Raw genomic sequence first — 24,630 nt, 5'->3', positions numbered from 1 at the left:
GCCTGCTACCCGATGGGGGCAGGCGGCTGGTTCCCGCTGAGCACGGCGAGCGCGTTGTCCGCGGCGAGCATCGCCATCGCGGTGCGTGTCTCGACGGTGGCGGAGCCCAGGTGGGGCAGCAGGACCACGTTGTCAAGGTCCAGCAGCCCGGGATGCACAGTCGGCTCCTGCTCGTAGACGTCCAGGCCGGCTCCCGCGATGATGCCATCGCGCAGTGCGGCGGCGAGTGCCGCTTCGTCGACGATGGGTCCGCGGGCGGTGTTGACCAGGTACGCCGAGTCCTTCATCGCTGCCAGCTGCTCCGCGCCGATGAGGTGGTGCGTGGCGGGGCCGTAGGGGCAGTGCAGGGACACGACGTCGGAGACGGCGAGCAGTTCGTCGAGGTCCACCCGCCGGGCTCCCAGTTCAGAGGCGACGGCGGGATCGATTTCGCTGCGGGACTGGTAGACGATCTCCATGCCGAAGGCCTTGGCGCGGCGTGCGGTGGCCTGGCCGATGCCGCCCATGCCGACCACGCCGAGGGTCTTGCCCTTGAGGCTGCTGCCCAGGAGGAAGAACATGCCCCATTTCCAGGCCTCGCCGGAGCGGATGAGCCGCTCCCCCTCGCCGAGCCGGCGGGTGGCCATGAGGATGAGGCTGAGCGCGATGTCGGCCGTGGCGTCGATGAGCACGCCCGGGGTGTTGGTGGCCACGACGCCCCGCTCTGTGCAGGCCGGGACGTTGATGTTGTCGTAGCCGACGGCGACGTTGGCCACGACTTTGAGCTGCGGGCCGGCGGCGTCGAGCAGTTCGGCGTCGATGCGTTCGGTGAGCAGGCTGACGACGGCGTCCGCGCCGGCTACCCGGCGCAGCAGTTCCTCACGGCTGATGGATTCCGGGCCTGCCCAGGCGTCGACTTCATGCTCGGCGCGGAGCTTCTCGAGTGCTGCTTCGGGGATGCGTCCCGTGACGACGACGCGGCTCATGCGGTTTCGATCCACTCACGCAGGCGGCCGAGGCCTTCACGGATGTCCGGAACGTCGATGCCCGAGTAGGCCAGGCGGATGTACTGCCGGTCTTCGCCGGGCTGGCGGCGGCCGAAGTGCTCACGCGTGCAGAAGGAGACGCCGGTCTTGTACAAGGCTTCGGTGGCGAAATCGCCCACCGCGGTGTAGCCCAGGCGCTCCATGGCCTCGGTGACGTCCGGAAACAGGTAGAACGTGGACTGCGGGACGGCGACGTGCATGCCGGGGATCCCGTTCAGGAGCTCGCAGGCCGCGTCCCGCCGTGTCTTGAGGACGTCCAGCATCTGCTGTACCGGCTCCTGGGGGCCGCGGAGTGCTTCGATGCCGGCCCACTGCACGTAGTGCGTGGTGCAGGATTCGTCATTGGTGTTGAGCGTGCTGAGCACCTTGGCGATCTCGACCGGGGCGACGGCGCAACCGAGGCGCGAGCCCGTCATCGCGAACTTCTTGCTGAACGTGTAGAGGATGACGGTGCGTTCTGCCATGCCGGGCAGGGACGCGATCGAGTTCGAGACGCCCTCGTAGCGGGTCTCGAAGTACGCCTCGTCGGAGAGCACCCAAAGATCGTGCTCGATCGCGATCTGCGCGATGGCCTCGCGTTCCGCGGCAGTGGATTCCGCGGAGATGGGGTTCTGCAGGTCGTTGTAGATGATGGCGACCGTGTTGGGGGTGATCGATGCGCGGATCTGGTCCAGGTCGATTGCGAAGCCCGTGGAGGTGGGCACGTAGCGGTAGGCAACGGACGTGCCGCCGAGGTATTCGATCTGGGATTCGTAGATGGGGAAGCCGGGGTTCGGGTAGAGCACTTCCTGGCCGGGGTTCATGACCGCCTGGAGGAACTTGGTGATGACGGGCTTGCCGCCGGTCATGACCACCACGTTGTCCGGCGAGAACTGGATGCCGCGGCGCGAGCCGATGTCCTCGGCAAGGGCCTCCCGCAGCTGCGGGATGCCGGGGCCCGGGCAGTAGCCCGTGTAGCCGTCCGCGATGGCCTTGTTCATCGCCTCGACGATGTGCGGGGCCGTCGGGGTGTTGATGTCGCCGAGGTGGAACGGGTAGACCCGGTTCCCCTGCGCCTTCCAGGACGCGGCGGCCTGCGCGACGCTGAAGGCCGTCTCGGTGCCCAGCCGGTCGAGCCGGTGTGCGAGTTGCTGCATGCTGTTCCACTCCTCATCGAGTTGACAATCGGTACTGCCGATCCGCTGGCTAATATATCAGATTGCACGCTTTGATATATAGGCTTTCTCGAAGATTAATGGAGACGCAGAGAGGGGAACGCCGGCCGACGGAACGACGGCGGCACTCCCCTCCCTTCGTTGGCCTTCCTGGAGTACCTAGGCGGACGTCACCGGGAACCGTTCCCAGACGCGGTGGGCCGCCAAGAGCCCGGTCAATTCTGTGACCAAGGCTTCAGCGTTCTCCCCGGCAGCTATTCCTGGGGCATCCCCAGGTATGCCTGCCGCCGTCAGGACACCCTTGCTGGCGTCCAAGGAGCCAATGGCCTTGGCATGACGAAATGCTTCAGTCAGCAGCAGGACAGCCCGTGGATCCAGTGCACTCCCGGGGGCGCCGGCCTTGGCGTCCAGTCCTGGTTCGGCGTCGGGCGCCGGAGCGGCAGAAGCCGCAACGATGACGGCGTCGAACTCCGTGGAGCGGGCGGTGAGGTACGTCCGCTGCACGGGGACCCCGCCGTCGTCCTCTGACCCAAGGAAGCCGCCCTGCGGGGCGATGACCAGGGGGACGATCCCCTCGGCGTCCAGCGCCTTTCGTGCTGCGTTCACGGCAGCAAGGTCGCTGTTCCCATCGGCGAGGATCCCGACCACGCGGCCGGCAACGGGCCAGGTTTTGCCCACCTGCGACAAAGCGGGGCTGGGGTCGGACTCCGGGACCTGCTCCGTTGCCTGCGGGGCGGGGAGGCCCAGGCCCTTGGCTACCGCTGCGCACAGTCCGGCGTCCACGTTGGCCAGGGCCGCAAGCTGCCGTTCGCGGATGGACTTCTCGTAGCACTTGCCCAGCTCGAAGGTGTAGGCCTGGATCACGTGGTCCTGCTCCACCGGGCTCAGGCTGCGGTAGAAGAGACCCACCTGGCTGTAGTGGTCATCGAAGGATGCCGGGTTCCTGCGCTCCTTGATGGAGGCAGCCACTTCCTCCGGCACGTCGATGAATGCGCCAAGGTCCTGTCCGGCGAGGAACGGGCAGCCGCCGTCGAGCGAGTTGGGATGGTAGGGAGCCGCTCCGCCATGGACCGCCTGCTGGTGCATGCCGTCCCGCAGCATGTCATTCACCGGGGCGTGCGGACGGTTGATGGGAATCTGGCCGAAGTTGGGCCCGCCCAGCCGGGAGATCTGGGTGTCGAGGTAGGAGAAGAGGCGCACCTGGAGCAGGGGGTCGTTGGTGACATCGATCCCGGGGACGAGGTGGCCCGGATGGAAGGCCACCTGTTCGGTTTCGGCGAAGTAGTTGGTGGGATTGGCGTTCAGGGTCATGACGCCAATGGGCTGGACAGGAGCCAGTTCTTCGGGAACGAACTTGGTGGGGTCCAGCAGGTCGATGCCTTCGAACATCTGGTCCTCGGTGTCCGGGAACGTCTGGACGCCAAGCTCCCACTCAGGGTAGGCCCCTGCTTCGATGGCGTCGGCGAGGTCCCGCCGGTGGAAGTCCGGATCCATACCGTTGATGATCTGCGCTTCTTCCCAAACCAAGGAGTGAACGCCCTGCTTCGGCTTCCAGTGGAACTTCACCAGGGTGGTGCGGCCCTCGGCATTGATGAACCGGAACGTGTGGACGCCGAAGCCCTCCATGGTCCGGTAGGAACGCGGGATTCCCCTGTCGGACATGTTCCACATCGTGTGCGCCTGGGCCTCGGTGTGCAGGGAGACGAAATCCCAGAACGTGTCATGGGCACTCTGCGCCTGGGGAATTTCCCGGTCCGGGTGCGGCTTCGCGGCGTGAACGATGTCCGGAAACTTAATCCCGTCCTGGACGAAGAAGACGGGGATGTTGTTGCCCACCAGGTCGTAGGTGCCCTCGTCCGTGTAGAACTTGGTGGAAAAGCCCCGGGTGTCCCGGACCGTGTCAGCAGAGCCACGGGAACCCAGCACGGTGGAAAAGCGGACGAAAACCGGAGTCTCCACATCCTTGGCCAGGAAGCCCGCGCGGGTGATGTTTGCAGCAGTGCCGTAGGAACGGAAGACGCCGTGGGCCCCGGCGCCACGGGCGTGCACCACCCGCTCGGGAATGCGTTCGTGGTCAAAGTGCGTGATCTTCTCCCGCAGGTGGTGGTCCTGCAACAGGATCGGACCGCGCGAACCGGCCTTCAGGGAGTGGTCGGTGTCGCGAACGCGCAACCCCTGGGCGGTAGTCAGGTACTGGCCGGACTGGGCCCGCGCCGTGGCCGGCGCCCCCGTCGGGCTTCCAGTGGCTGAAACCGCTTCAGGTCCTCGCTGGTCCGGCTTTGGCGGCAGCGGCTCCCGCGGGGTTGTCGGTTCCTCCAGGCTGGCGGGCTCGCTGGTGGGGACGCCGGGGATGTGGATGTTGCTCTCTTCTGGCACGAATTCTTCTCCTCAGGATGGGCAATCTGGCAGTCCGCTGTCGAAACCAAGATACTAAGCGTGCTTAGTACCCTAGGCAACGATGCTTTCTGCCACAAATCCCCCAACCCTGCAGCGGCCGTCAGTGCTGGCCCGGATACCCGCATAGGTGTGCCCCTGGAGTTACTCCCTTGTCGATCGGGCCCCGGGCCGTGCCCAAATCGGGAAGGAACAAGTACTGGGTACTCGTGCGCTTCAACCCGTGGCGGCTTGTACTGGTATCTGTACTGGAGCGCCGCCCAATGCCACTGCGAACCCACCCGGATCCCATGGCAAGACACCCTGAAGGAGAACGGTCAGGATGACCCCACGCGAAGCACAAGTCCCCGAGGTCAGGGCCGGCGAGCTGGCGCAGTATGAGACATCAGGGCGGTTGCGGCCGCGTCCTTGGCCTGTTGGCCCGAGTGAGAGCTACGGGAAAGTGGACTTTGAGGACGGCGAGGGAAAGACCGTCCTCACTGCCTACATACAGCGCCGGCCCGAAGAAGGCTACGTCCTGCACATCGAGCAACTGGTCGCGCCGCTCCGGGTGGATGGCACACTCCTTCGCCTCAGCCCGGCACCTCACACCGACAGGACTGCCGCAGATTTCCGCCGGATCACCGCTGCCCGCACGGCTGCCGCGAAGGCCGAGGCCGAACTGAAAGCCGCCGTCCGGGCTGCCCGCGCAAACGGAGACTCCTGGGAGGCAATCGGCGCCGCCCTCGGCACGTCCGCCCGGACTGCGCAGGAGCGGTTCGGCCTCTAACCTTCCGGTTCTTCCACGACCGTCTTTCCGTTGCTGAGAGCTGGGCGGGGGCTAGCTCGATGTTATTCAGGATGGTCAAGGGTGCTGCATTGAAGGGGTCCCGCAATTGGCTGACCCATACTTCCGCCCCAAATTCAACGTCTGTCACACAAGTCACACGTTCATCTATGATTTGGCTACCGGCCACTCATACGTCGGCCAACACCGGTCCTGCGACGGCAGGGTGGGGCAAGGCATAGCCAAAACCCCTAACACCATGGAGGGCACTGCCATGAGAACCACCCTGCGGAGGACCGCTGCCGCCCTAGCAACGTTAGCCATGCTTGTTACACTTGCCGTCGTGGGCGGCGGGACCGTGAGCGCGGCGGGTCCGGTTACTGTCCTGGCCGCCGCCGACACGTACGTGCAGGCGGACCGGCCAACGGAGAACTTCGGGTCCAGCGTCCGTTGGTCGACGGAAGGCCGGACGAACATCTGGCGTCATGGCCTGCTGCGCTTCAACGTCACGGTCCCGGCTGGCGAAAAGATCACGTCGGCCAAGCTGAGGGCCTACTCGGAAGCGTCCACAACCGCGAGTGAGTACGTGGACGTTTACACCACGGCGGGCGGCTGGACTGAAACCGGCGTGACGTGGAACAACGCACCTGCACGGGGAACTTGGCTCGGGAAGACCGGCGGCTTTGCCGCAGGCGCTTGGGTGGAGTGGGACGTGACCAAGGGTGTGACGGCCGGCGAGAACAATCTGAAGCTCGAAACGAACGGGCAAAAGTGGGTGGGCTTCAAATCTGACGAGTCCGCGGATCCGGCTCGGCGCCCGCGCCTGGTAGTCACTACGGAAGCTGTCACCACAACGCCAACGCAGCCGCCGGGTGACGGCACCACCGCCGCCGCTACTTTCAACTGGGGTACCCCAGTGGCCGGGGACGAATTCAACTACACCGGGGCACCTGACCCGGCCAAGTGGACCGTCTACAACAGCGCCGGCCACGCGGGCAACGGCATCCGCTCACCTCAGCAGGCCACCGTTGACGGCTCCAAACTCGTGATCAACGGCACGCCTAACGGCACCACCGCCGGCATGGGCGCCAAGTTCGACAAACGCAAGTATGGGCGGTGGGAAGTCCGGGCAGCAGGATCCGGTGACAACGAATATCACATGGTGTCCATCCTTTGGCCGGACAGTGAGAACTGGCCGTGCGACGGCGAAATTGACTACGCCGAAACTGATGGCGCTTGGAACGTCATCAAGTTCTTCCACCACTACTCCTGCGAGAACAAACAAACATCGGCGCAGAAGGCCCTCGATGTGTCCCAGTTCCACAACTACGCGGTCGAGTGGACCGACAAGGGCATCGTTGGTTACGTGGACGGCGTGAAGTGGTTCGAGGACAGGGACCCGGCACATCAACCTCCCGGCCCCATGCACCAAACGCTGCAGCTGGACTGGTTCCCGGACAGCACGGCTGACGGGGCCGGGGAAATGCGGGTGGACTGGGTACGCGTCTACAACGTGGCCGCGCCGTCACCAACACCCACACCCACACCCACACCCATCACGCCGCCGGCCAGCGGAGATACGTTCGACTTCGCCGCTACGGGTGATATGAACCCGTCCGGGGTGACGGACCCCAATTCGGCTTCCGGGAAGAACGCGGCCAGCATCCGGGGCGCGCTGGACAGTGGAGCGCTGGACAACTTCATCGGCGTAGGTGATTTCCAGTACAGCGTCGGTACCTGTGGCTCGGGCAATGATTCCTACGCGAACTATGAACGCAACTGGGGGCCAATCAAGTCCAAGACCTACTGGACGCCTGGGCCGAACCATGACGTGGAGCCGGGCCGGAACGACGACCTGGACCGCTACATGGACGGGCAGTGTGTGAGCACGTCCAAGTCAGCTACCAGCACCACACTGGGCAGGTTCCAGGACGCGCTGGAATGGTATGCAATTGATAAGGGCAACTGGCACATCCTGTTTGCTCCCACGGCGGTATGGCGTTACAACTCCACGCGTGCAAGCCAAATGACCGCAGAGTTCGACGCGGACCTCGGGCGGGCCAAAGCCGCGGGCAAGCACCTGGCGGTTGTCTACCATGACCCGTACTTCACGTCCAACACGTCCAGCCACAGCCGCTTCACTCAGGGCAAGCCATGGATTGACGTGTTCGACAAGCACCGGGTGCGGGTGCTGCTGTCCGGTTCGCAGCACAACTATGAGCGGACCTGCCCGGTGAACAAGAGTGACGTTTGCACCACTGACGGGATGCAGCAGTTCCAGGTGTCCACGGGCGGCATCAGCCTGCGTGCGTTCACGAGCTCGCCAAGCTACATGCAGAAACGGTTCAGCGACACGTGGGGGCATCTGCGGATGAGCTTGAAGGCTGACGGTTCCTACTCATGGGAGTTCAAGCCTGTTCACGGCGCCATGCAAACCGACAGCGGATCACGCCCCGCACCATAAGCAAGAGAAGGGGTGGGCCCCCAATCATGGGGCCCACCATCTGCCGGAAAGGGAAGCACCACCATGGGCATCAGGAAAGCTGCAACAGCAGCAGTAACAGCAGTAGTCGCAGCAGGCACCATCGCATCAGCAGTCGGCGGCGCGGACAAAGCCCCGGCACAGAACACCGAACCACCCACGAACGAAGACCCATCAGCCAACGGCACAGTCGCACCATCCCTGTGCTACGCCACCCAAGAGGACGGCACAGGGTTCTGCGTGGACAGGTCAGTGTGCAGCGGTGGATGCCTGCACGTGGACGGGACCAACGCAGTGCAGAACCGCAAGTGGTACGAGCTGAACAGCTGACGCCACGCGACACCACATTCAGATAGTGCTGACTTTTGGTGGCCCGACGTCAAGCTGGCGCTTTTCGTTCTGATCCAGTGTGCTCACCCGCACGTACCCAATCCGCAGACCAGACATTGGCGCAGCCAACCTTCGTTTCTGTCAGATTGACTTCGAGATCCACCCAAAAGAAAGCCAAGGCTTCCGGTGCTATTCAGTCAGGTTGAGGTTTAGGCCCACCCGAGAAGAAAGTCAAGACCTTCCCAGTCTGTTCGTCAGAGTGGGGTGTGCTCTAAGCGGAGGATATTCCGCGGGTCTGCCCATGTTTTCGGACTAACGAGTTCAGGCGGTAACGGTATGGGCTCGACCAAACGAGGCCCCAACAGTGATTCAAATGGCAGGAAAGGTCGCAGTCGAATACGCTTCGACTTACCCTTACCAGAAGCTGCTGGCTTCGCTTGGTGGAGGCCACCCGTTCTTTGCCTCTTCGGCGCCTCGGCTCAGGTAGATAGGCAGGAACGATGAATCCGGGCTCCCCATTGCCCCAGCAATGCCACAACAACTATCAGGGCTCCGGAAACGATCAAAGCAGGGCCGGCTCCGGCGCCGGCAAGCAGCGCGCCAAGAGCCGCCCCAAGAAGAAGCACAACAATCGCAGCACTTCTCCGGTTCAGCAATCCCTTGTGCCCCCTTACGAGGAAAAGCTCACCCGACAACGCGGTTAATGTGGAGGTCACGACCACGGTTGTCATTTCCCGGACCGCGAGCTTTCGGGCTACACATGCCTGAATTCCCATTGCAGCTGCCGCCAATGAAGAGATGATCACTCGGATGTCGGTGGTGAGGTTATTGTCGACCAGGGAGGCTAGGGCCCCGAGGGAGCAAAGAAGGAGCCCTGCGACAAGCAGCAGCACCGTGATTGGCAGGCGCCATTCCGCAGATCGTTTTCTCAGTACCAGCCCGGTCACCGCGGCGCCGATTGAGAAACACACCATCGCTGTCAGAGGACCTAGCACTGGAAGGCCATCTGCTCCCGCCATGGCCATGCCCAGTATCACCACGTTCCCCGTCATGTTTCCGATAAAGACGTGGTCAAGGGCGAGATAACCGACTGCATCGACGATCCCAGTCCCAAAAGTCAGGACCATTAGGAGCCCAAGCAACTGCACATTCCAGCGCTTCTCGGCCAGGACCTGTGCTTCGTCTGCTTGATTACCAAGTCGGGCACTGGGTGCGGCAGATGGGGTATGTAGGGATGTGGTCATTTTTGAATCTCCTGAATGATTCTGAAGGGCTGCAGCCGGGCGGGAGGTGTGACCGTCGCCAATTGTCCAAATGACTCTGGACAATTACGCCGTTATAACGCTTTCGCTGGGATCTTCGTGGGAGTTATCCTCCCGCCGTCGTGAGCCGTTCGGCTTGCCGCCTCGCATTGTTGGCGCGGCGCTCAGCCTTCGAGCTTGGAGTGCTCGCCCAGACGGTGCCATGAACGGTTGTGGTAAACCAGAGCGTCGCCGGGTTCGCCCGCTTGGACGTCACGCATCACGCGGAACTCCAGGGCGTGAACGGCGATGATTGTGGAGGTGCCTACCTCCATGCGATTGATGACGGCGCAGCGCACCCAGGCGCGGACATCGTCATACACCGCTTCGCCGGTTGCAAGGGCCGACCAGCGGTGCGTCTGGTCGAAGCGGTCGGCGCCGGGGGTCGCTCCAAACTTCGCCAAGCCGACGTCGTGCGCGTCCAGCAGGTGCACGACGACGGTTTCGGCGCGCGACAGCACCTCGGACGCAGAAGACAGTGCCGAGACCGAGAAGATCAGCAACGGAGGGTCCGCACTCACCGACACGACCGACGATACCGTCAGCGCCATAGGCCCTTCGCCGGCATCGGCCGTGACGACGGCGACACCTCCCGGGTGCCCACGGAACAGTGCTTTGAATTCATCGGCCGAGAGGGAGGACGGGAAGCTTTGCCGCGGAGCCTCGAGCCAGGTGTCTGTGGGGTAGGCGTGAAACACCGTTATGGCACCCTGGGGACGGAGCGGGCGAGTTCCTCGCGAACGATGCTTGTCCCCGCACTGAGGGCACTCAGCTTGGCCAGTGCGACGTCCCGCGGGAACGGTGCCATGCCGCAGTTCGAGCTGGGGATGAGCTTGTCCGCATCGACGAACTGCAGTGCCTTGCGGAGGGTGTTGGCGACCTCCTCCGGGGTTTCGACGGTCTCGCTTGCGACGTCGATTGCCCCGAGCATGACTTTCTTGCCGCGAAGGAGCTCGATGAGGTCCATGGGCACGTGGGAGTTCTGGCATTCCAGCGAGATGATGTCGATGCTGGAGCTCTGCAGCAGCGGGAACGATTCCTCGTATTGCCGCCACTGTGAGCCGAGCGTCGCCTTCCAGTCAGTATTCGCCTTGATCCCGTAGCCGTAGCAGATATGCACGGCGGTCTCCGCACGCAGTCCTTCCGCCGCTCTCTCAAGCGCGGCCACGCCCCAGTCCTTGACCTCATCGAGGAAGACATTGAATGCGGGCTCGTCGAACTGGATGATGTCCACGCCGGCCGCCTCCAGTTCTTTCGCCTCCTGGTTCAGGATCGTGGCGAACTCCCAGGCCAGCTTCTCGCGGCTCTTATAGTGGTCATCGTAGAGCGTGTCCACCATCGTCATTGGACCGGGAAGAGTCCATTTGATCGGCCGGTCGGTGGCTGCGCGGAGGAACTTTGCGTCTTCGACGAATACCGGCCGCTCGCGGCGCACCGGTCCGACGACGGTCGGTACGCTCGCGTCGTAGCGGTCGCGGATGCGCACGGTTTTGCGCTGTTCAAAGTCCACCCCGCTGAGGTGCTCGATGAAGGTGGTGACGAAATGCTGGCGGGTTTGCTCGCCGTCGCTGACGATGTCGATGCCGCGCCGGCTCTGCTCGTGGATGGCGATGCGCAGCGCGTCCTGTTTGCCCTCGAGCAGCGCATCTCCCTCCAGCTTCCACGGGGACCAAAGAGTCTCCGGCTGTGCGAGCCATGATGGTTTCGGCAGGCTTCCGACAAGGGTGGTGGGCAAAAGTGTGTTCATGATTGACGATTCTCCGTGGGTCAGTTGACGAGAGCGGGGTAGTTGGCGGTCCACTGGTCCAACAGATCCTTGTGGGGCGTGATGAAGTGCTCCTCCGTGTACTTCGCCTGCGTGAGCGCGAGCTGGCTGCGCTCGACGCGGTCGTAAGCGATCTGGGTCCGCGAGTAATCCTGCTCGCCCAGGCTCGGCTGGTAGACGGCGGCGGCGGCGGAGTTCGCGTTGTAGACCTCCGGGCGGTAGATCTTTTGGAACGTCTCCATGGTGCTGATCGTGCCGATGAGCTGCAGGTTGGAGTAGTCGTTGAGCAGGTCGCCGCGAAAATAGAAGGCGAGGGGAGCCACGCTGCCTCGTGGCATGAAGTAGCGGACCTGCAGCCCCATTTTTCCGAAGTACGCGTCCGTCAGGGAGTAATCGTCCTGCTGGTACTCGACGCCGAGGACCGGGTGGCGGTTCCCGGTTTGCCGGTACGTCTTGCTCGTGGACACGCTGATGCAGACCACCGGCGGCTGCGGAAAGCGTTCCTGGCCTACCGGGGAGTCGAGGAAGTGCTGGAACAGCTTGCCGTGAAGGTCGCCGAAGTCCTCGGGAACGGTGGGCTTGCCTGAGTCCCCTGCTGCCGCCGGCAGTACGACGCTGAAGTCAAAGTCACGGACGTAGGAGGAGAAATTGTTTCCCACGATCCCTTGGTGGCGAACCCCGTTCAGCAGGTCGACGATCTGGATGTCGAGAACCTCGAACAGGGGGAACTGCTGATCCGTACCTTCCGCAGTGAACTCAATCTGCGCGGAGACGATATTAAGCTCGAGCGTGTAGCGGTCCCGGTCCGGGTTGTCCCAGTCTGCGAGATCGTTGAAGCGGCGCCGGATCATGGTCAAGGCGTTGCGGAGGTTCTCCTGGCGGTGCTCGCCCCGTGCGAGGTTGGCGAAGTTCGTCGTGATCCGGGAGCCTTCCGACGGGGAGTAGTCCTCGTCGAAGCGGGTCGTGCTGATGCTGAAGGTGAAGTCGTCTGCCATGCGCTGCCAATCCGTTGATGATGGCCGGCGACGGCCTTTCAGAAGGGGATGTATCCATAGTGCTGACTTCAGGGGGGTATCGGGTAACTAGGCACTGCTATGCGTTCATATAGGATATTCCTATGCCCCAGCCTTCAAGCGGACTGACCCTGCAGCAGCTCCGGTACTTCATTGAGGTTGCAGCTGAGGGGTCGATCTCCGCGGCTGCCGATCTTCTCTACGTAGCGCAGCCGACAATGTCCGCGGCGATGAAGGACCTTGAGGCCCGGGTGGGCCGTGCGCTCCTAGTTCGCTCGGCCCGCGGGGTCACCCTCACCGCCGACGGGGCAGAGTTCCTCGGCTATGCGAGGCAGGTCGTCGAGCAATTCGCTCTGCTCGAGCAGCGATACCTTGGTAGGCCACCGACGCGACGTCTGCTCGGGGTCTCAACGCAGCACTACTCGTTCGCGGTGGACGCCTTCGTCCGGATGGTCAAGGCCACCGAGGTCGCCGAATACGAGTTCTCGCTCCGGGAGTCCCGCACCTGGGACATCATCGAGGATGTCCGGACGCTCCGCAGCGAGATAGGCATCCTGTACCGGAACGATTTCAACCGGAAGATCATCGACAAGTTGCTCCGGGAATCCGGGCTCGCGTTCACTCCGCTTTTCCTCGCCGAACCGCACATTTTCATTTCGCGGAATAACCCGCTCGCCTCAAAGGAGCGTGCGACTCTCGCCGATCTTGCCGGCTTGCCGCGGCTAACCTTCGATCAAGGTGCGAACAACTCTTTTTACTTCGCCGAGGAGATTCTCTCCACCCTGTCCAGTAAGCAGGAGATCCGGGTCTCTGACCGCGCGACGATCTTCAACCTCATGATCGGGCTCCACGGCTACACGATCTCGACGGGCATCATCAGCGGGCAGCTGGACCCGGAGATCGTCGCCATCCCGCTCGACGTTGACGAACGCATTGAAATCGGCTGGATCGGCCACGCCGCGATTCCGCTTACCGACCAAGCGCAGCGCTACCTCAGGGAATTGCGGGCCGTCGTCGCTGAGTTCGGCGTAGCGCTACTCGACTGACTGCAGTGGAGCGGGCGGTCTTTACCCCTTCGGTAATCGGACGTGTTTGTTGCAGCCGGGCGGATTGGTGGTATCGCACATGCCCGTCGCCGTCGTTGGCATGGCCAGGGCGAACGAACGCGAGGAAACTGGCCTGTTCCAGGTGGTGACGATCCAGCCCGGGCGGAACGCTCGGGTTTAGACCAAAATTGGCTCTTCCTCGGGCATTCTGAAACGCCGATAGTGGACCTTATGTAAAGCTATACAGTTGAACCTTCAACTAATCCTCTCCCCCCGTATAGTCATTCGTCGGCCTCAAACCTTGGGTACCACCTCCGGAATTCGGCGACGCCGATACAGCGGCTTGCCCGTTGCTCAAAGTCTTCAATGCGATTGAACAATACATAGGAGCCTCACTGGTGGCGAAGCTCCGGCAAAATAGGCGTTGCTTTGCTCATTGCGTGCAAAAGCAGGGTTCTCTGGTACGGGATACTTTCTTCATGACTTTCCGCTATGACCTTGGGGACGCCCTCGCTGAGCACATCGATCCCGCTATGAACGCTGCAAACCGGCTCAGTACGATCGTGACAAAAGGTACGTATGCCGCGGGGAGCTGGATTGCAACGGTTACGCAGCATGATGCTGGCTTTGTTACCGGAACAATTGGTACTGCGCCGGCGACTCAAGCCGTAGCCGGGATTCCCTGGAGCCTGGCCTCCGGAATCGACCACCTTTCGGCCCTCGCTGACAGCCTTCAGTCAGCGAGAACGATCGGATACCCCCTTGCGACTCTCGCTAGAGGCGCAATGGAGGCGTATGGGCGGGCGCACTTCCTGGTGGATGCCACCGACACGGAAACTTTAGTTAAACGTTGGTTGGCTACACGTCTAAGTGACCTAAAGTTCGCAAGCATGTCCTGTGAGGAGCCGGCAGAAGCGCTGCGCTTAGAACAGCTGAGAGATGATCTGAAGTCCGATGCTTCCTCACTGAATTTCTCTGCCGCCGATACCAAATTGTCCTTCACCGCCCTAGCGACCGCCGTTCACGATCATGTTTATCAAGGAAGCGATGGCTCGGCCGAGTATTCAATGCTTTCGGCCGTCGCGCACGCAGAGAACAGTGGTATTCACCGCCTGTCAAAGTTGGAGCAAAGAGACACATCTCCCGGCGTAAATTCCGCCAGAATTGAAGCATCTGATGAATTCATAGGTCACGTCGTAAGTATTGCCGTCACTATTCATTTTAAGGTTCTTGCAGATTGCATTCAAAAATTTGGTGATGACGTGAGCCAGGACCATCCGCTGTTTGCCTCTCTCGCGGGTGTGCACAGCATGTTGGAGAATTGCTAAGTCGGGGATGGCCACAAGCACAGCTGCCAACCTTCGTGCGCGCCTACGTTTCCCTAGACTTCTGAACTCGCCGCCCTGCAATTGCTGTCAGGGAATCAGCTCGGGCCGGCTCTACGAGTAGGGATGTATTCTGTGATGTGTGCTCATAGGGTGATCACACGTTGATTGGGGGAAGCGATAACCGCTGCAAGCACCGGAGCAAGGTCCCGTGATGAGGACTCATTTCCTGTCGGCGCCTCATGACATACTCATATTCAGAGTTCCTTGCTCTGCGCGACGGAGGACTGCTCACAGTCCATGGGACGGTGGTGTGGACGAAGCGAGCGGCCTCCTGGGACAGCCGCTTGTCAGTTTCCCATCCTGCGATGGCAGACGGAGAGCTTCACTTGAGAATGAAGGTGAACCCCAAGCGGCCGTATTCACCACATGTGCTTCTGGTTGCCCGGGACGTCTGCATGCTCCGTCTAGATGTCAATGACAAGCATAGGGAGGGCGCCGAGATGTTCGACTGTACGCACATACAAGAAACGCCATATCCGGACTCCCGGCCGACGTTCCTCCCCGACCCGCCCCCCCCCCCCCGCTAAATTTCCCCCGCGACGGGGAGATCCGGCCCGGCTTGTACCGATCCGTATTCCATTACTTCACGGAACGCTACAAGATAGATGCAGGTGGTGTTACCTGGTGCGATCCTTAAAAGGGGGCTCCCTTATGACCGAAACAACGAGCGAGATCGTTGATGAAATGGTTGCCAGTTACAGGCGTCAAATCGATGTGGAAGAGGCTGGAGGCGGCTTTCTTTTCACACTCCCCCACACCTTGCACGACGGTACACCTGTGGTTCTTTACGTCGAGTTTGATGGTGAAACTGCTCAAATAAGTGATCAGGGCTTACTCTCAGACCATTTGGATATGGCGGGCGTGGACCTGGGAAAGAAGCAGATTTCGGCCGCGTGGCTGCAGATTAGGTCTTCAGTGGGATATTTGCCAGCGCTGGCGGCTGAGGATTGGGAGATCAGCGCTTTCGCTGACAGGAAGTCACTTAGCAGTGCGCTATACGCGGTGGCAGACTCTGCGATACGTGCAGATGGGCTGAGGGTCCTTGCTTCCCAGTACCGTCCGAAATCCTTCTCCGAGCGAGTAGTAAGCACACTGGGTCATCGCCTCACTGTTGTTCCACGCGCGGTGATTCCGGGAAAGTATGGTTCCAAGAGAGTTGTTACATGCTCGGTCGGGGTAAAACACGTGAACTACATACAGGCCGTGGGCGCCTCCGACCGTATGAGCAGCTTCGATCACACCATCTCGCTATTTAACAGTTCCACCATTCCACCCGAGAAACGGATTGCGCTGCTACAAGGCCCTGTTTCCAAATGGGAGAACTGGCAGGTAAAAGCCTTGGAGGACGTCAGCACTACCCGTTTTGAAGATGGGCTGGGAGCGATGGTGGACGAACTGCTTCATGCTGAAGCAGCATAGCGTCTGACTCCTGAATCAAGAGTGCATCAGAGTCGCGTGCCGCCCAAGTTGAATTAGAGTGGCTAGGCGTCTTCCCTAGTCTCCGTCTGTGCAAGGCGGTAATTTGAGCATTCCTTAAGCCAGATCTTGACTTCGTTGTAGGACAAGCCTAGAACTCAACCTCACAGACGAAGTTTGGAGGCTACGGTGAACGGACAGCGGATCGGTTACGTGCGGGTCAGCACGTTGGATCAGAACGAAAAGCGCCAGCTCGAAGGCCAAATTTTGGACCGCGTCTTTACGGACAAGGCGTCCGGGAGGGACACCGCAAGACCCCAACTAGCTGAACTGCTGCGGTTCGCTCGCGACGGGGACACGGTCCTCGTGCACAGCATGGACCGGCTCGCCCGGAACCTTGACGATCTCAGGGCCCTTGTTCAGGGCCTCACGCGCAGAGGTGTCCGCGTCGAGTTCCTGAAGGAGAACCTGACCTTCACCGGTGAGGACTCCCCCTTGGCCAACCTCCTGCTCTCGGTAATGGGTGCCTTCGCAGAGTTTGAACGCTCGCTCATCCGGGAACGCCAGCGGGAAGGAATTGCCCTGGCCAAGCAGCGCGGAGCCTACAAGGGCCGGAAAAAGATGCTCTCATCTGAACGTGTCGCCGAGATGGTCAAGCGTGCCGACACCGGTGTTCCCAAAGTCATTCTGGCCCGTGATTACGGAATCAGCAGGGAGACTGTTTACCAGTACCTGCGCCAAGCCAAGCTGGCATGAAGCTCCTTGCTCGAGCGACACGGCCGCCTGGGCGGGACAACCTACTTTACAGAACGTCCATTATCGGCGTTAGACCACGGGAGTAGAAGTAGCTGCGAGAATCCCATCTATCCTTGAACGGTGACTCTCATGACCGTTGTTTTTTCCTTCGCGCTTGTTGCCGGACTTCTGACACTGGTCCCCGGCTTGGACACGGCATTAGTCCTGAGGTCATCCATTTCCAAGTCGCGAAGCTTCGCCTTTGCCACGGCGCTGGGCATCAGCACCGGCGCGATGATTTGGGGCGTAGCCGCAGCAGTCGGCGTATCGGCGCTGCTGGCCGCTTCGGACTTGGCCTACCGTGTGCTCACACTCGCCGGAGCGGCATACATGGTCTGGCTGGGGGCGACTTTCCTGTGGAAGACTATGCGAAAAGATAAAATCCCTGCCAGGCCGGCAGGTGAAGCGGCTGGAGTCACCTCCGAAAGAAATGATTTGTTCAAGGGCTGGCTGATCGGCACCGGAACGAACCTGCTCAACCCCAAGGTGGGTGTCTTTTACATCGCCACCATTCCCCAATTCATACCGGCGGGCACCTCACCACTGCTGGTAGGCGTGCTGCTCGCCGGCGTCCACTGCCTGCTGTCCATGGCTTGGTTCACATTGCTGATCTTCGGTTCAGGCTACGCCGCCCGCTGGCTCCAGGGCGTCCGAAGCATTCGCATCATCGATAGCATCACCGGATCTGTCCTCGTAGGTTTCGGCGTGAAACTCGCCCTCGACCCTGCCCACTAGCTTTTCCTTGCTGTCCTCAAAGACTCACAACTCATCGTGAATGTCCGCGAACAGTCCCTCTATTTTCCCCTCGGTCGGCGGGGTTGGCCACGGTGCCCCTGATCTCTTCTTAGCCGGCAAGTCGTCCTGGTCTTCGACCCTGCCGTGCCGGAGGACTGTCGTCGTCGACAGGGCGCCGGGACACTAGCGCGAGCCGGTGCAGTCAGCTGTCGCCGAAGTCGTACTCGTAGAGCGCTCCGCTGGCGCCCAGTGCGAGCAACTGTTGCAGAAGCAATCCTCCTCAGGCCGGAAGACCCGACGGGACGGCTAGCGCCAGGAGTGCCCGGAACATCACCGGACGCGTCTCTGCAGGGATGGACCGGCAGGAACGCAACCAGCTAGTACTGCGGTGCCCCCAGGCGTCCCAGCCTTGCGTTGCGGGTCGCAACACTTAGGGCAAACCTGACAAGGTAATCATTGAGCTGTATGGATGCCTGCTGGGCGGCTTCTGCGTCCCGGGCCAGGATTGCCCGCAGCAGCTGCAGGTGCATCCCCTTCCCTGCCCGCACTTCTTCGGCGGCATCAACAACATGAGCCAGCCAGAACCGCCTGGACAGCCCCTGCAGCGGGGTCATGGCATCACCCAGGTACTCGTTGTGTGCAGCTTCGCAAAGTATGCGGTGCGTCGCCCGGACGGCCCGAACGTAGTCCTCCAGATCATGGATGTCTGCCAGCTCCTCGGTGAGTGCCTCAATGCCGGCGAGTTGGGCGGTGGTCGCCCTTTCACATGCCAACGCCACCGCAAGAGCCTCCATGGCCCTGCGGACTTCGAGCCGCCGGAGTTGTTCATCCACCGAATTCGCCGGGATCTCGATCCCCCGGCCGGGCCTGATGCGGACCAAATGGTCCCGGTCCAGACGCTGGAGAGCTTCCCGCAGCGGCGTCCGTCCGAGCCCGACCTCCTCCACCAGTCCGGCCTCTGTATGGAAGGTCCCCGGTTCCAGCCGCCCGGTCTCGATCATCTCGGCAAGCAATAAATACGCGTCGTCAGCCTTCGTCATCCCACTCCCCTTCCCCTACAGGCTACACAATAGGCACGCGCATACTCTTGATATATTCCGGATATATACTCTACGCTGAAGGTGTAGCAGTGATCCCCACCACATGGAGAATGTCGTGAAGTACAACCCGGCCACCGAGCCCAGCCCCTTGCCTTACTCCCCTTTCAAGAGCTGCACTGTCCCCCGTCCCATCGGCTGGCTCTCCAGCGTGAGCACGACCGGCGTGGAGAACATCGCGCCCTACAGCCAGTGGCAGAACTTGACCTTTGACCCGCCGATGGTGATGTTTTCGGCCAACCAATACCCGGACGGGCGCCGGAAAGACACAGTCATTAATGCTGAGAGCACCGGCTGGTTCGTCTGGAACATGGCGACCTACCCGTTGCGTGAAGCTGTGAACAAGTCCGCCATGGCCCTCGGTCCTGAGGAAAGCGAATTCGAGCATCTGGGGCTGACGCGCACCTATGCAGAGAACTTCCCGGTCCCGATGGTGCAGGAGAGCCCGGTTAAGTTCGAATGCAAGTACCACTCCACCCACCGCATCCCCGGGGCCTCCGCGGTCGGAACGGTCGATATCATCTTCGCCACTGTCGAAACGGTGCACATCGATGATGAAGTCATCACGGTTGACGGCAGGCTGGACATCAAAAAAATTGAGCCCATCGCCCGTCTGGGATACTTCGATTACACCGTGGTGCGCGAGACATTTGAGATGCGCGTGCCCGGAGCGGACCAGGACGCCCAGATGGGTCTGGAAGGACGGGCAGCATGACCAACCACAGCAGCTCCACCCGGGCGGCCGCGGGACCGCTGCCTGAGACCACCGCAGCGGATAAGAGCAAAAGGTTCAGGGACCTCATCGCCGTCAACTTCGGCAACACCCTGGAATGGTACGACTGGACGATCTATTCGATCTTCGCCCCCTATTTCGCCGTCCAGTTCTTCCAGCCCGACAACCCCACCTCCGCGCTGCTGTCGACACTTGCCGTGTTCGCCGTCGGCTTCGTGACCCGGCCCCTGGGCGGGTTCCTCTTCGGCGCGTACGCCGACCGTGCCGGCCGCCGCAAGAGCTTGACCGTCGCCATGATGCTCACAGCCTTCGGCAGCATCGCCATCGCCATCGCACCAACCTACGGCTCCGTTGGGGTCCTGGCGTCCGTGCTCCTGCTCGTCGCCCGTCTCCTGCAAGGCCTGGCCCACGGCGGCGAAATGGGCACCTCCGTGACCTACCTGGTCGAACGCGCCCCCCAGGGGCGACGCGCACTTTTCGGCAGCACGTCCTGGGTCAGCGTCGTCCTCGGAACCATACTCGCCACCATCACCGGCCTGATCCTGAACTCCAGCCTCCCCTCGGACGACATGAAAGCCTGGGGCTGGCGGATCGCCTTCGCCATTGGTGGCGTGCTCGGCCTCTACGCCCTTTACCTCCGCCGGCGGCTGACCGAGACCGACGCATTCGAGAAAGCCTCGCACTCCGACGGAAACGACCCCGATGCCGAGTCACTCCTGCCCGGCCAATCAGGTTCGGCCGGGCAGGTAAAGCGCGGCCTGCTTCACTACTGGCGCTCAATCCTCATCGTCTTCGGCCTGTCAGCAGGCGGCTCAGTCATGTTCTACACCTGGCTGATCTACATGCCTACCTACGCACAAGTCCACTACAAACAGGATGCTTCCAGCGCACTGGTCGCCAGCCTCATCGCCCAGGTATTCTTCCTCGGGGCCGTCCTGGGCGCAGGGTGGCTCGGAGACCGCATCGGACGCAAACCCCTGGTCATCGCCTTCGGCGCAGCTTTCGTCCTGCTGACCATTCCGATCTACAACCTCGTCGACGGGACCTTCGGAACCCTGCTCCTGGCCATGCTGGCATCACTGACAGCCATGGCCCTGCTCTTCGGAGTCAACGGCGCAGTCTGGGCAGAAGTATTCCCCACCAAAGTCCGCGCCGCCGGAGTCGCGGGCCCCCTTTCCTTCGCTACAGCCATATTCGGCGGAACCGCACCCTACGTAAACACAGCCCTCGGCCAGGCAGGCCACCAGGACTGGTTCCTCTTCTACCTCGTAGGAGTCGCCGCCATCACCCTGATCACCGGCCTACTCATGCGCGAAACCAAAAACAACAGCCTCGTCCGTGGGGCATAACACAGTCCCCAAACCTGCCCTTCCGGAAAGCGCTGGGGACGTGCAGACGTCCCCAGCGCTCTCCAAACGCTCCGCCTGGGAAGACACCAAACTCGGGCGCGGCGGAGTTTGCAGGCCCAACGCCTCCTCGAGGTCCACCTTCCCGATCCCGATTCGGGCGCTTCCGCAGCGGCAGATCAATCTCCCCTAACCGCTGTGACCGCCATCCCTCTTGGTTCCGCTACCGCCAACAAGTCAAACAATCAGGTGAACCACAATGAAGCAGCGAACCGATCCCCAGCCTGACCGCATGTGTGCCTCTTCCCGGGGCAGCCGTTGGCAGGAGGCACCCCCCATGACACAGGACCTTGTACCAACCAGCTATGACGGTGCCCTGTTCCCCGACATGGAGGAATAACTTCCCGCACCGGGTGGACTGCCATTTGGGTTGGCACTCCCGCAGTTTCCCTGAGTCACTGACATCAGACCCGGTGAAGGCGGTTCAGTCTCCCGCGTCCAAAAACAAAGTCACAAGTCAGTTCACACTTACTTCCTTAAGGAGCCACCATGGCACCCGCCGATTTCACCACCGGTGCCCGCCCGGTCAAAGCAGCCCGCGGCACCGTGCTCACCGCAAAGTCCTGGCAGACCGAAGCCCCGTTGCGCATGCTGATGAACAACCTGGACCCCGAGGTCGCCGAGCGCCCGGATGACCTGGTGGTCTACGGCGGAACCGGCCGTGCCGTCCGCTCCTGGGCCGCATTTGACGCGATCACCCGCACGCTGGAATCCATGGAAAAGGACGAGACCCTCCTGGTCCAGTCCGGCAAACCGGTCGGGGTGTTCCGCACCAACGAATGGGCGCCTCGTGTGCTGCTGGCCAACTCCAACCTGGTGGGCGACTGGGCCAACTGGCCCGAATTCCGCCGGCTCGAGGCCGAGGGCCTGATGATGTACGGCCAGATGACGGCCGGATCCTGGATCTACATCGGCACCCAGGGCATCCTGCAGGGCACCTTCGAGACCTTCGCCGCAATCGCCCGCAAGCTGACCGGAGACGAGAACGGCACCCTCGCGGGCACCCTGACCCTCACCGGCGGCTGCGGCGGCATGGGCGGCGCCCAGCCGCTGGCCGTGACCCTGAACGAGGGCGCCTGCCTCATTGTCGACGTCGACGAGACCCGCCTGCGCCGCCGCGTCGGCAAGCGCTACCTGGACGAGGTGGAAACCGATCTCGACGCCGCCATCGCCAAGGTGCTCAAGGCCAAGGAAGAGCGCCGCGGCTGGTCAGTGGGCTACGTGGGCAACGCCGCCGAAGTCTTCCCGGAGATCCTGCGCCGCCACAAGGCAGGCGAACTCACCGTGGACATCGTCACCGACCAGACGTCCGCGCACGATCCGTTGAGCTACCTGCCTGAAGGCATCTCGGTGGCGGAGTGGCACCGCGAAGCCGAGGCTGACCCGGAAGGTTTCACCAAGAAGGCCCAGGCATCGATGGCCAGGCACGTCCAGGCCATGGTGGAATTCCAGGACGCCGGCGCCGAGGTCTTTGACTACGGCAACTCCATCCGCGACGAAGCCCGCAAGGGCGGTTACGCCCGTGCGTTCGAGTTCCCCGGCTTCGTTCCCGCCTACATCCGCCCGCTGTTCTGCGAGGGGCTCGGCCCGTTCCGCTGGGTTGCCCTGTCTGGCGACCCGGAGGACATCCGCGTCACGGACGAAGCCATCAAGGAGCTCTTCCCGGACAACGCACACCTGCACCGCTGGATCGACGCCGCCCAGGAGCGGGTGGATTTCGAGGGCCTGCCGGCCCGCATCTGCTGGCTCGGCTACGGCGAACGCCACCAGGCCGGCCTGCTGTTCAACCAGCTCGTGAAGGAAGGGAAGGTCAAGGCTCCCATCGTGATCGGCCGCGACCACCTGGACTCCGGCTCCGTCGCCTCCCCCTACCGCGAAACCGAGGCCATGGCCGACGGCTCGGACGCCATCGCCGACTGGCCGCTGCTGAACGCCCTGCTCAACACCGCCTCCGGCGCCACCTGGGTTTCGCTGCACCACGGCGGCGGCGTGGGCATCGGCCGCTCCATCCACGCCGGCCAGGTTTCCGTCGCCGACGGCACCGACCTCGCCGCGCAAAAACTCGAACGCCTCCTCACCAACGACCCCGGCATGGGCGTCATCCGCCACGCCGACGCCGGCTACGACCGCGCCCTCGACGTCGCCCAAGAGCGCGGCGTCCGCATCCCCATGAATGAAAGCAGGTAAGGGATGAAGGACCGGGATTTTCGGGAACAGATGAGCAAGCAACCCCGAGCAACCCGGGAAGGCAAACAGGATGGTACCGAGCGCCCGCCAAGGAGCACCAATTGAACGGTCGGAGTCAGACCACGATGCGGTATCGAGGCCAGGGTGAAGAAACGCACTCTTTACGAGCAGAACCCCGAATTGAACTTTACTGAAGCCCGCGGAGCGAGAACCGGGGAGCACTGCCCGATGGAGGGATGGCGGGAGCATGTAGGCCGGACAGCTGCCTGGCAAGGCATCGCGAAGGGCAGCGTCCTGCAGACGGACAACAGCCCATCTGTGGGGTGGATGCTGGTCGCAAGCGAATCCAGGCACCCTCGGCCCAAGGACGGCCATTCTTTCCCGGGAGATACCATTGGCAGTTTCTAGCCCACCACTCATTCAGCGCGCTGGACGAAACCCGCAGCTTCCCTCGGGGAATAAACCCTGGCAAGCCCCCCGCATCGACAATCCCGAGACCGGATTCCCGGTTGCCGTCCTTCCGGCCGCCCCGCCTTATTGTGACGACGGCTGCCATTACTGCGAGGGACCGGAGACCGACTAGCCCCCGTAGAAGCGCCCGAGAATGCTTAGCCTCTTTAACAGAAAGAACCACCATGAACTCCTACCGATGCGATGACTGGGGCCGCTTTGTGGGCGCTGAAGTCGAGATCCGCAGGCGCGGCCGGTTAGTGCGGGCCGGAGTCGTTGACGCCGTCGCCGCCGACGTCGCAATGCTGTGGCTGGCGGCGGACGGCACAGAAAGCCGAAGGATCTTCGAAGCAGCAGAAGGATTCGAAGTGTGGGCTGATTCCCACGACCTGCCGGAGAAGCGCCGTCCCGCGGCGATCAGCCAACAGGCGACAATGCCGGCGCCTGAGGCTGCGAGGACCAAATGCCCGAGATGATGACGAGCAACAGCACAAGCCACTGCCGCCAGGTTGCCACGAGATGACTTACACCTACAGGAGCAAAGCAGGTTCCGAACAGCGGGCGGTGCGCGACAGGCAGAAACTCCACCAAGGACTCATCATCCAGGGCCAAGGCCTGGCCCGCATCTCCAGCAGACTTAGCAGTCTGCGAGGCGAGCTGGACTCAGGAATTGCACAAGCTATCTGGGACGATGTGCCCGTGCACGTAGTCGCTTGCGCAGCAGGTGTAACCCCCGCCAAAGCAAGATCCCTCGCGTTGGCCTGGGAAGAACTCCCCCACTCCGGCGTCACCGCCAAATCCCACGTTCAAAGCCTCAGCGCCGTTAGCCAGCAGGCCAACAAACTCGAGGCCGTACGAGGGGAATTACAAAAGCAACAGGAACAGCTCATCGTCAGAGCGCTTGAAACGGGACTACTCGACCCAGCACAGCTGGCGACGGCTTCCGGCCTCACCCTCGAACAGATCAGCATTCTGGCCCGCGCAACACGCCACAACAAGCCTCTGACACGACCCGCCCCGGGTCCTGAAAATTTGGCGCCTGCGGGCCTGACACCGAACCTCATGGAAAACCTAGGAGACGAGAAGAACCAGTGACAACGACCTCAGCTTCGCCCGAGGCACCGCAACAAGGCCCTTACGTGTTGGA

Annotated in this window: 21 protein-coding genes; 13 read left to right on the top strand and 8 right to left on the bottom strand. The window is 62.2% G+C overall.

What is annotated here, in order from left to right; genetic code table 11:
- Nucleotides 1-5 precede the first annotated feature (5 nt).
- The 3 genes from ACJJV6_RS08765 to ACJJV6_RS08755 all read right to left on the bottom strand — a co-directional run bounded on the left by ACJJV6_RS08765 (nt 6) and on the right by ACJJV6_RS08755 (nt 4,555).
- On the bottom strand, nt 6-965 hold the full coding sequence (locus ACJJV6_RS08765; protein ID WP_407710321.1) for a 2-hydroxyacid dehydrogenase: 960 nt from the start codon (nt 963-965) through the stop codon (nt 6-8).
- Complete coding sequence (locus tag ACJJV6_RS08760) at nt 962-2,161, bottom strand: pyridoxal phosphate-dependent aminotransferase (RefSeq protein WP_407710320.1); 1,200 nt, start codon at nt 2,159-2,161, stop codon at nt 962-964. The genes ACJJV6_RS08765 and ACJJV6_RS08760 overlap by 4 nt, the downstream gene beginning before the upstream one ends.
- A gap of 177 nt (nt 2,162-2,338) precedes the next feature.
- Nucleotides 2,339-4,555 carry a catalase gene (locus tag ACJJV6_RS08755; RefSeq protein WP_407710319.1) on the bottom strand — a complete coding sequence of 739 codons (2,217 nt, stop codon included), beginning with the start codon at nt 4,553-4,555 and terminating at the stop codon, nt 2,339-2,341.
- A 340-nt stretch (nt 4,556-4,895) separates the two neighbouring features.
- Between ACJJV6_RS08755 and ACJJV6_RS08750 the strand changes: the two genes are divergently transcribed.
- From ACJJV6_RS08750 to ACJJV6_RS08740, 3 genes are all read left to right on the top strand, one after another.
- Nucleotides 4,896-5,342 (top strand): hypothetical protein, encoded by a 447-nt coding sequence (locus ACJJV6_RS08750; protein ID WP_052014072.1) that lies wholly within the window; start codon nt 4,896-4,898, stop codon nt 5,340-5,342.
- 319 nt (nt 5,343-5,661) lie between these two features.
- Nucleotides 5,662-7,803 (top strand): DNRLRE domain-containing protein, encoded by a 2,142-nt coding sequence (locus tag ACJJV6_RS08745; protein WP_407710318.1) that lies wholly within the window; start codon nt 5,662-5,664, stop codon nt 7,801-7,803.
- Nucleotides 7,804-7,866: 63 nt separating this feature from the next.
- Nucleotides 7,867-8,151, top strand: a complete 285-nt coding sequence (locus tag ACJJV6_RS08740) for a hypothetical protein (protein WP_407710317.1) — start codon at nt 7,867-7,869, stop codon at nt 8,149-8,151.
- Between the two features lie 479 nt (nt 8,152-8,630).
- On the opposite strand, the gene ACJJV6_RS08735 is transcribed toward ACJJV6_RS08740, so the two are convergent.
- From ACJJV6_RS08735 to ACJJV6_RS08720, 4 genes are all read right to left on the bottom strand, one after another.
- A complete protein-coding gene (locus tag ACJJV6_RS08735) occupies nt 8,631-9,395 on the bottom strand; it encodes a YoaK family protein (RefSeq protein ID WP_407710316.1) in 765 nt (254 codons plus the stop codon).
- A 182-nt stretch (nt 9,396-9,577) separates the two neighbouring features.
- Entirely contained in the window at nt 9,578-10,150 is a 573-nt protein-coding gene (locus tag ACJJV6_RS08730) for a flavin reductase family protein (RefSeq protein WP_407710315.1), read from the bottom strand.
- Between the two features lie 2 nt (nt 10,151-10,152).
- Nucleotides 10,153-11,199: a methionine synthase gene (locus ACJJV6_RS08725; RefSeq protein WP_407710314.1), complete on the bottom strand. Its 1,047-nt coding sequence runs from the start codon at nt 11,197-11,199 to the stop codon at nt 10,153-10,155.
- A 20-nt stretch (nt 11,200-11,219) separates the two neighbouring features.
- Nucleotides 11,220-12,212 carry a DUF1852 domain-containing protein gene (locus ACJJV6_RS08720; RefSeq protein ID WP_407710313.1) on the bottom strand — a complete coding sequence of 331 codons (993 nt, stop codon included), beginning with the start codon at nt 12,210-12,212 and terminating at the stop codon, nt 11,220-11,222.
- A 122-nt stretch (nt 12,213-12,334) separates the two neighbouring features.
- Between ACJJV6_RS08720 and ACJJV6_RS08715 the strand changes: the two genes are divergently transcribed.
- The 5 genes from ACJJV6_RS08715 (at nt 12,335) to ACJJV6_RS08695 (ending at nt 17,610) form a co-directional block, all read left to right on the top strand.
- Nucleotides 12,335-13,276 carry a LysR family transcriptional regulator gene (locus tag ACJJV6_RS08715; protein ID WP_009357545.1) on the top strand — a complete coding sequence of 314 codons (942 nt, stop codon included), beginning with the start codon at nt 12,335-12,337 and terminating at the stop codon, nt 13,274-13,276.
- A gap of 479 nt (nt 13,277-13,755) precedes the next feature.
- Nucleotides 13,756-14,604: a hypothetical protein gene (locus tag ACJJV6_RS08710; RefSeq protein ID WP_160166599.1), complete on the top strand. Its 849-nt coding sequence runs from the start codon at nt 13,756-13,758 to the stop codon at nt 14,602-14,604.
- Between the two features lie 711 nt (nt 14,605-15,315).
- Complete coding sequence (locus ACJJV6_RS08705) at nt 15,316-16,083, top strand: DUF1828 domain-containing protein (protein WP_009357479.1); 768 nt, start codon at nt 15,316-15,318, stop codon at nt 16,081-16,083.
- A 186-nt stretch (nt 16,084-16,269) separates the two neighbouring features.
- On the top strand, nt 16,270-16,836 hold the full coding sequence (locus tag ACJJV6_RS08700) for a recombinase family protein (RefSeq protein WP_354176578.1): 567 nt from the start codon (nt 16,270-16,272) through the stop codon (nt 16,834-16,836).
- Nucleotides 16,837-16,965: 129 nt separating this feature from the next.
- Nucleotides 16,966-17,610 carry a LysE family translocator gene (locus tag ACJJV6_RS08695; RefSeq protein WP_354176590.1) on the top strand — a complete coding sequence of 215 codons (645 nt, stop codon included), beginning with the start codon at nt 16,966-16,968 and terminating at the stop codon, nt 17,608-17,610.
- A 377-nt stretch (nt 17,611-17,987) separates the two neighbouring features.
- On the opposite strand, the gene ACJJV6_RS08690 is transcribed toward ACJJV6_RS08695, so the two are convergent.
- The gene (locus ACJJV6_RS08690) at nt 17,988-18,650 is read right to left on the bottom strand and encodes a GntR family transcriptional regulator (protein WP_009357484.1); all 663 of its coding nucleotides are present in this window, start codon (nt 18,648-18,650) and stop codon (nt 17,988-17,990) included.
- A gap of 115 nt (nt 18,651-18,765) precedes the next feature.
- Here ACJJV6_RS08690 and ACJJV6_RS08685 point away from each other — a divergent pair, with 115 nt between their 5' ends.
- From ACJJV6_RS08685 to ACJJV6_RS08665, 5 genes are all read left to right on the top strand, one after another.
- Complete coding sequence (locus ACJJV6_RS08685) at nt 18,766-19,422, top strand: flavin reductase family protein (RefSeq protein ID WP_035752437.1); 657 nt, start codon at nt 18,766-18,768, stop codon at nt 19,420-19,422.
- Nucleotides 19,419-20,789 (top strand): MFS transporter, encoded by a 1,371-nt coding sequence (locus ACJJV6_RS08680; RefSeq protein ID WP_009357486.1) that lies wholly within the window; start codon nt 19,419-19,421, stop codon nt 20,787-20,789. Before ACJJV6_RS08685 ends, ACJJV6_RS08680 begins: the two co-directional genes overlap by 4 nt.
- A 546-nt stretch (nt 20,790-21,335) precedes the next feature.
- Nucleotides 21,336-23,033 carry a urocanate hydratase gene (locus ACJJV6_RS08675; protein WP_009357487.1) on the top strand — a complete coding sequence of 566 codons (1,698 nt, stop codon included), beginning with the start codon at nt 21,336-21,338 and terminating at the stop codon, nt 23,031-23,033.
- A 635-nt stretch (nt 23,034-23,668) separates the two neighbouring features.
- Nucleotides 23,669-23,959 (top strand): hypothetical protein, encoded by a 291-nt coding sequence (locus tag ACJJV6_RS08670; RefSeq protein WP_407710312.1) that lies wholly within the window; start codon nt 23,669-23,671, stop codon nt 23,957-23,959.
- 43 nt (nt 23,960-24,002) lie between these two features.
- A complete protein-coding gene (locus ACJJV6_RS08665; RefSeq protein ID WP_009357489.1) occupies nt 24,003-24,578 on the top strand; it encodes a hypothetical protein in 576 nt (191 codons plus the stop codon).
- Nucleotides 24,579-24,630 lie beyond the last annotated feature (52 nt).

It is taken from the genome of Arthrobacter nitrophenolicus, from assembly GCF_045833485.1.
GTDB lineage: Bacteria > Actinomycetota > Actinomycetes > Actinomycetales > Micrococcaceae > Arthrobacter > Arthrobacter nitrophenolicus.
The sequence above is the reverse complement of the archived record's forward strand: the minus strand, read 5'-3'. Positions and strand labels throughout refer to the sequence as shown.

Bases quoted from the DNA above. Each gene is read 5' to 3' on its own strand.
- ACJJV6_RS08695 (WP_354176590.1), top strand. From the start codon at position 16,966: ATGACCGTTGTTTTTTCCTTCGCGCTTGTTGCCGGACTTCTGACACTG.
- ACJJV6_RS08665 (WP_009357489.1), top strand. From the start codon at position 24,003: ATGACTTACACCTACAGGAGCAAAGCAGGTTCCGAACAGCGGGCGGTG.
- ACJJV6_RS08670 (WP_407710312.1), top strand. From the start codon at position 23,669: ATGAACTCCTACCGATGCGATGACTGGGGCCGCTTTGTGGGCGCTGAA.
- ACJJV6_RS08745 (WP_407710318.1), top strand. From the start codon at position 5,662: ATGCTTGTTACACTTGCCGTCGTGGGCGGCGGGACCGTGAGCGCGGCG.
- ACJJV6_RS08765 (WP_407710321.1), bottom strand. From the start codon at position 965: ATGAGCCGCGTCGTCGTCACGGGACGCATCCCCGAAGCAGCACTCGAG.
- ACJJV6_RS08710 (WP_160166599.1), top strand. From the start codon at position 13,756: ATGACTTTCCGCTATGACCTTGGGGACGCCCTCGCTGAGCACATCGAT.
- ACJJV6_RS08735 (WP_407710316.1), bottom strand. From the start codon at position 9,395: ATGACCACATCCCTACATACCCCATCTGCCGCACCCAGTGCCCGACTT.
- ACJJV6_RS08690 (WP_009357484.1), bottom strand. From the start codon at position 18,650: ATGACGAAGGCTGACGACGCGTATTTATTGCTTGCCGAGATGATCGAG.
- ACJJV6_RS08750 (WP_052014072.1), top strand. From the start codon at position 4,896: ATGACCCCACGCGAAGCACAAGTCCCCGAGGTCAGGGCCGGCGAGCTG.
- ACJJV6_RS08740 (WP_407710317.1), top strand. From the start codon at position 7,867: ATGGGCATCAGGAAAGCTGCAACAGCAGCAGTAACAGCAGTAGTCGCA.
- ACJJV6_RS08705 (WP_009357479.1), top strand. From the start codon at position 15,316: ATGACCGAAACAACGAGCGAGATCGTTGATGAAATGGTTGCCAGTTAC.
- ACJJV6_RS08675 (WP_009357487.1), top strand. From the start codon at position 21,336: ATGGCACCCGCCGATTTCACCACCGGTGCCCGCCCGGTCAAAGCAGCC.
- ACJJV6_RS08725 (WP_407710314.1), bottom strand. From the start codon at position 11,199: ATGAACACACTTTTGCCCACCACCCTTGTCGGAAGCCTGCCGAAACCA.
- ACJJV6_RS08760 (WP_407710320.1), bottom strand. From the start codon at position 2,161: ATGCAGCAACTCGCACACCGGCTCGACCGGCTGGGCACCGAGACGGCC.
- ACJJV6_RS08680 (WP_009357486.1), top strand. From the start codon at position 19,419: ATGACCAACCACAGCAGCTCCACCCGGGCGGCCGCGGGACCGCTGCCT.
- ACJJV6_RS08720 (WP_407710313.1), bottom strand. From the start codon at position 12,212: ATGGCAGACGACTTCACCTTCAGCATCAGCACGACCCGCTTCGACGAG.
- ACJJV6_RS08715 (WP_009357545.1), top strand. From the start codon at position 12,335: ATGCCCCAGCCTTCAAGCGGACTGACCCTGCAGCAGCTCCGGTACTTC.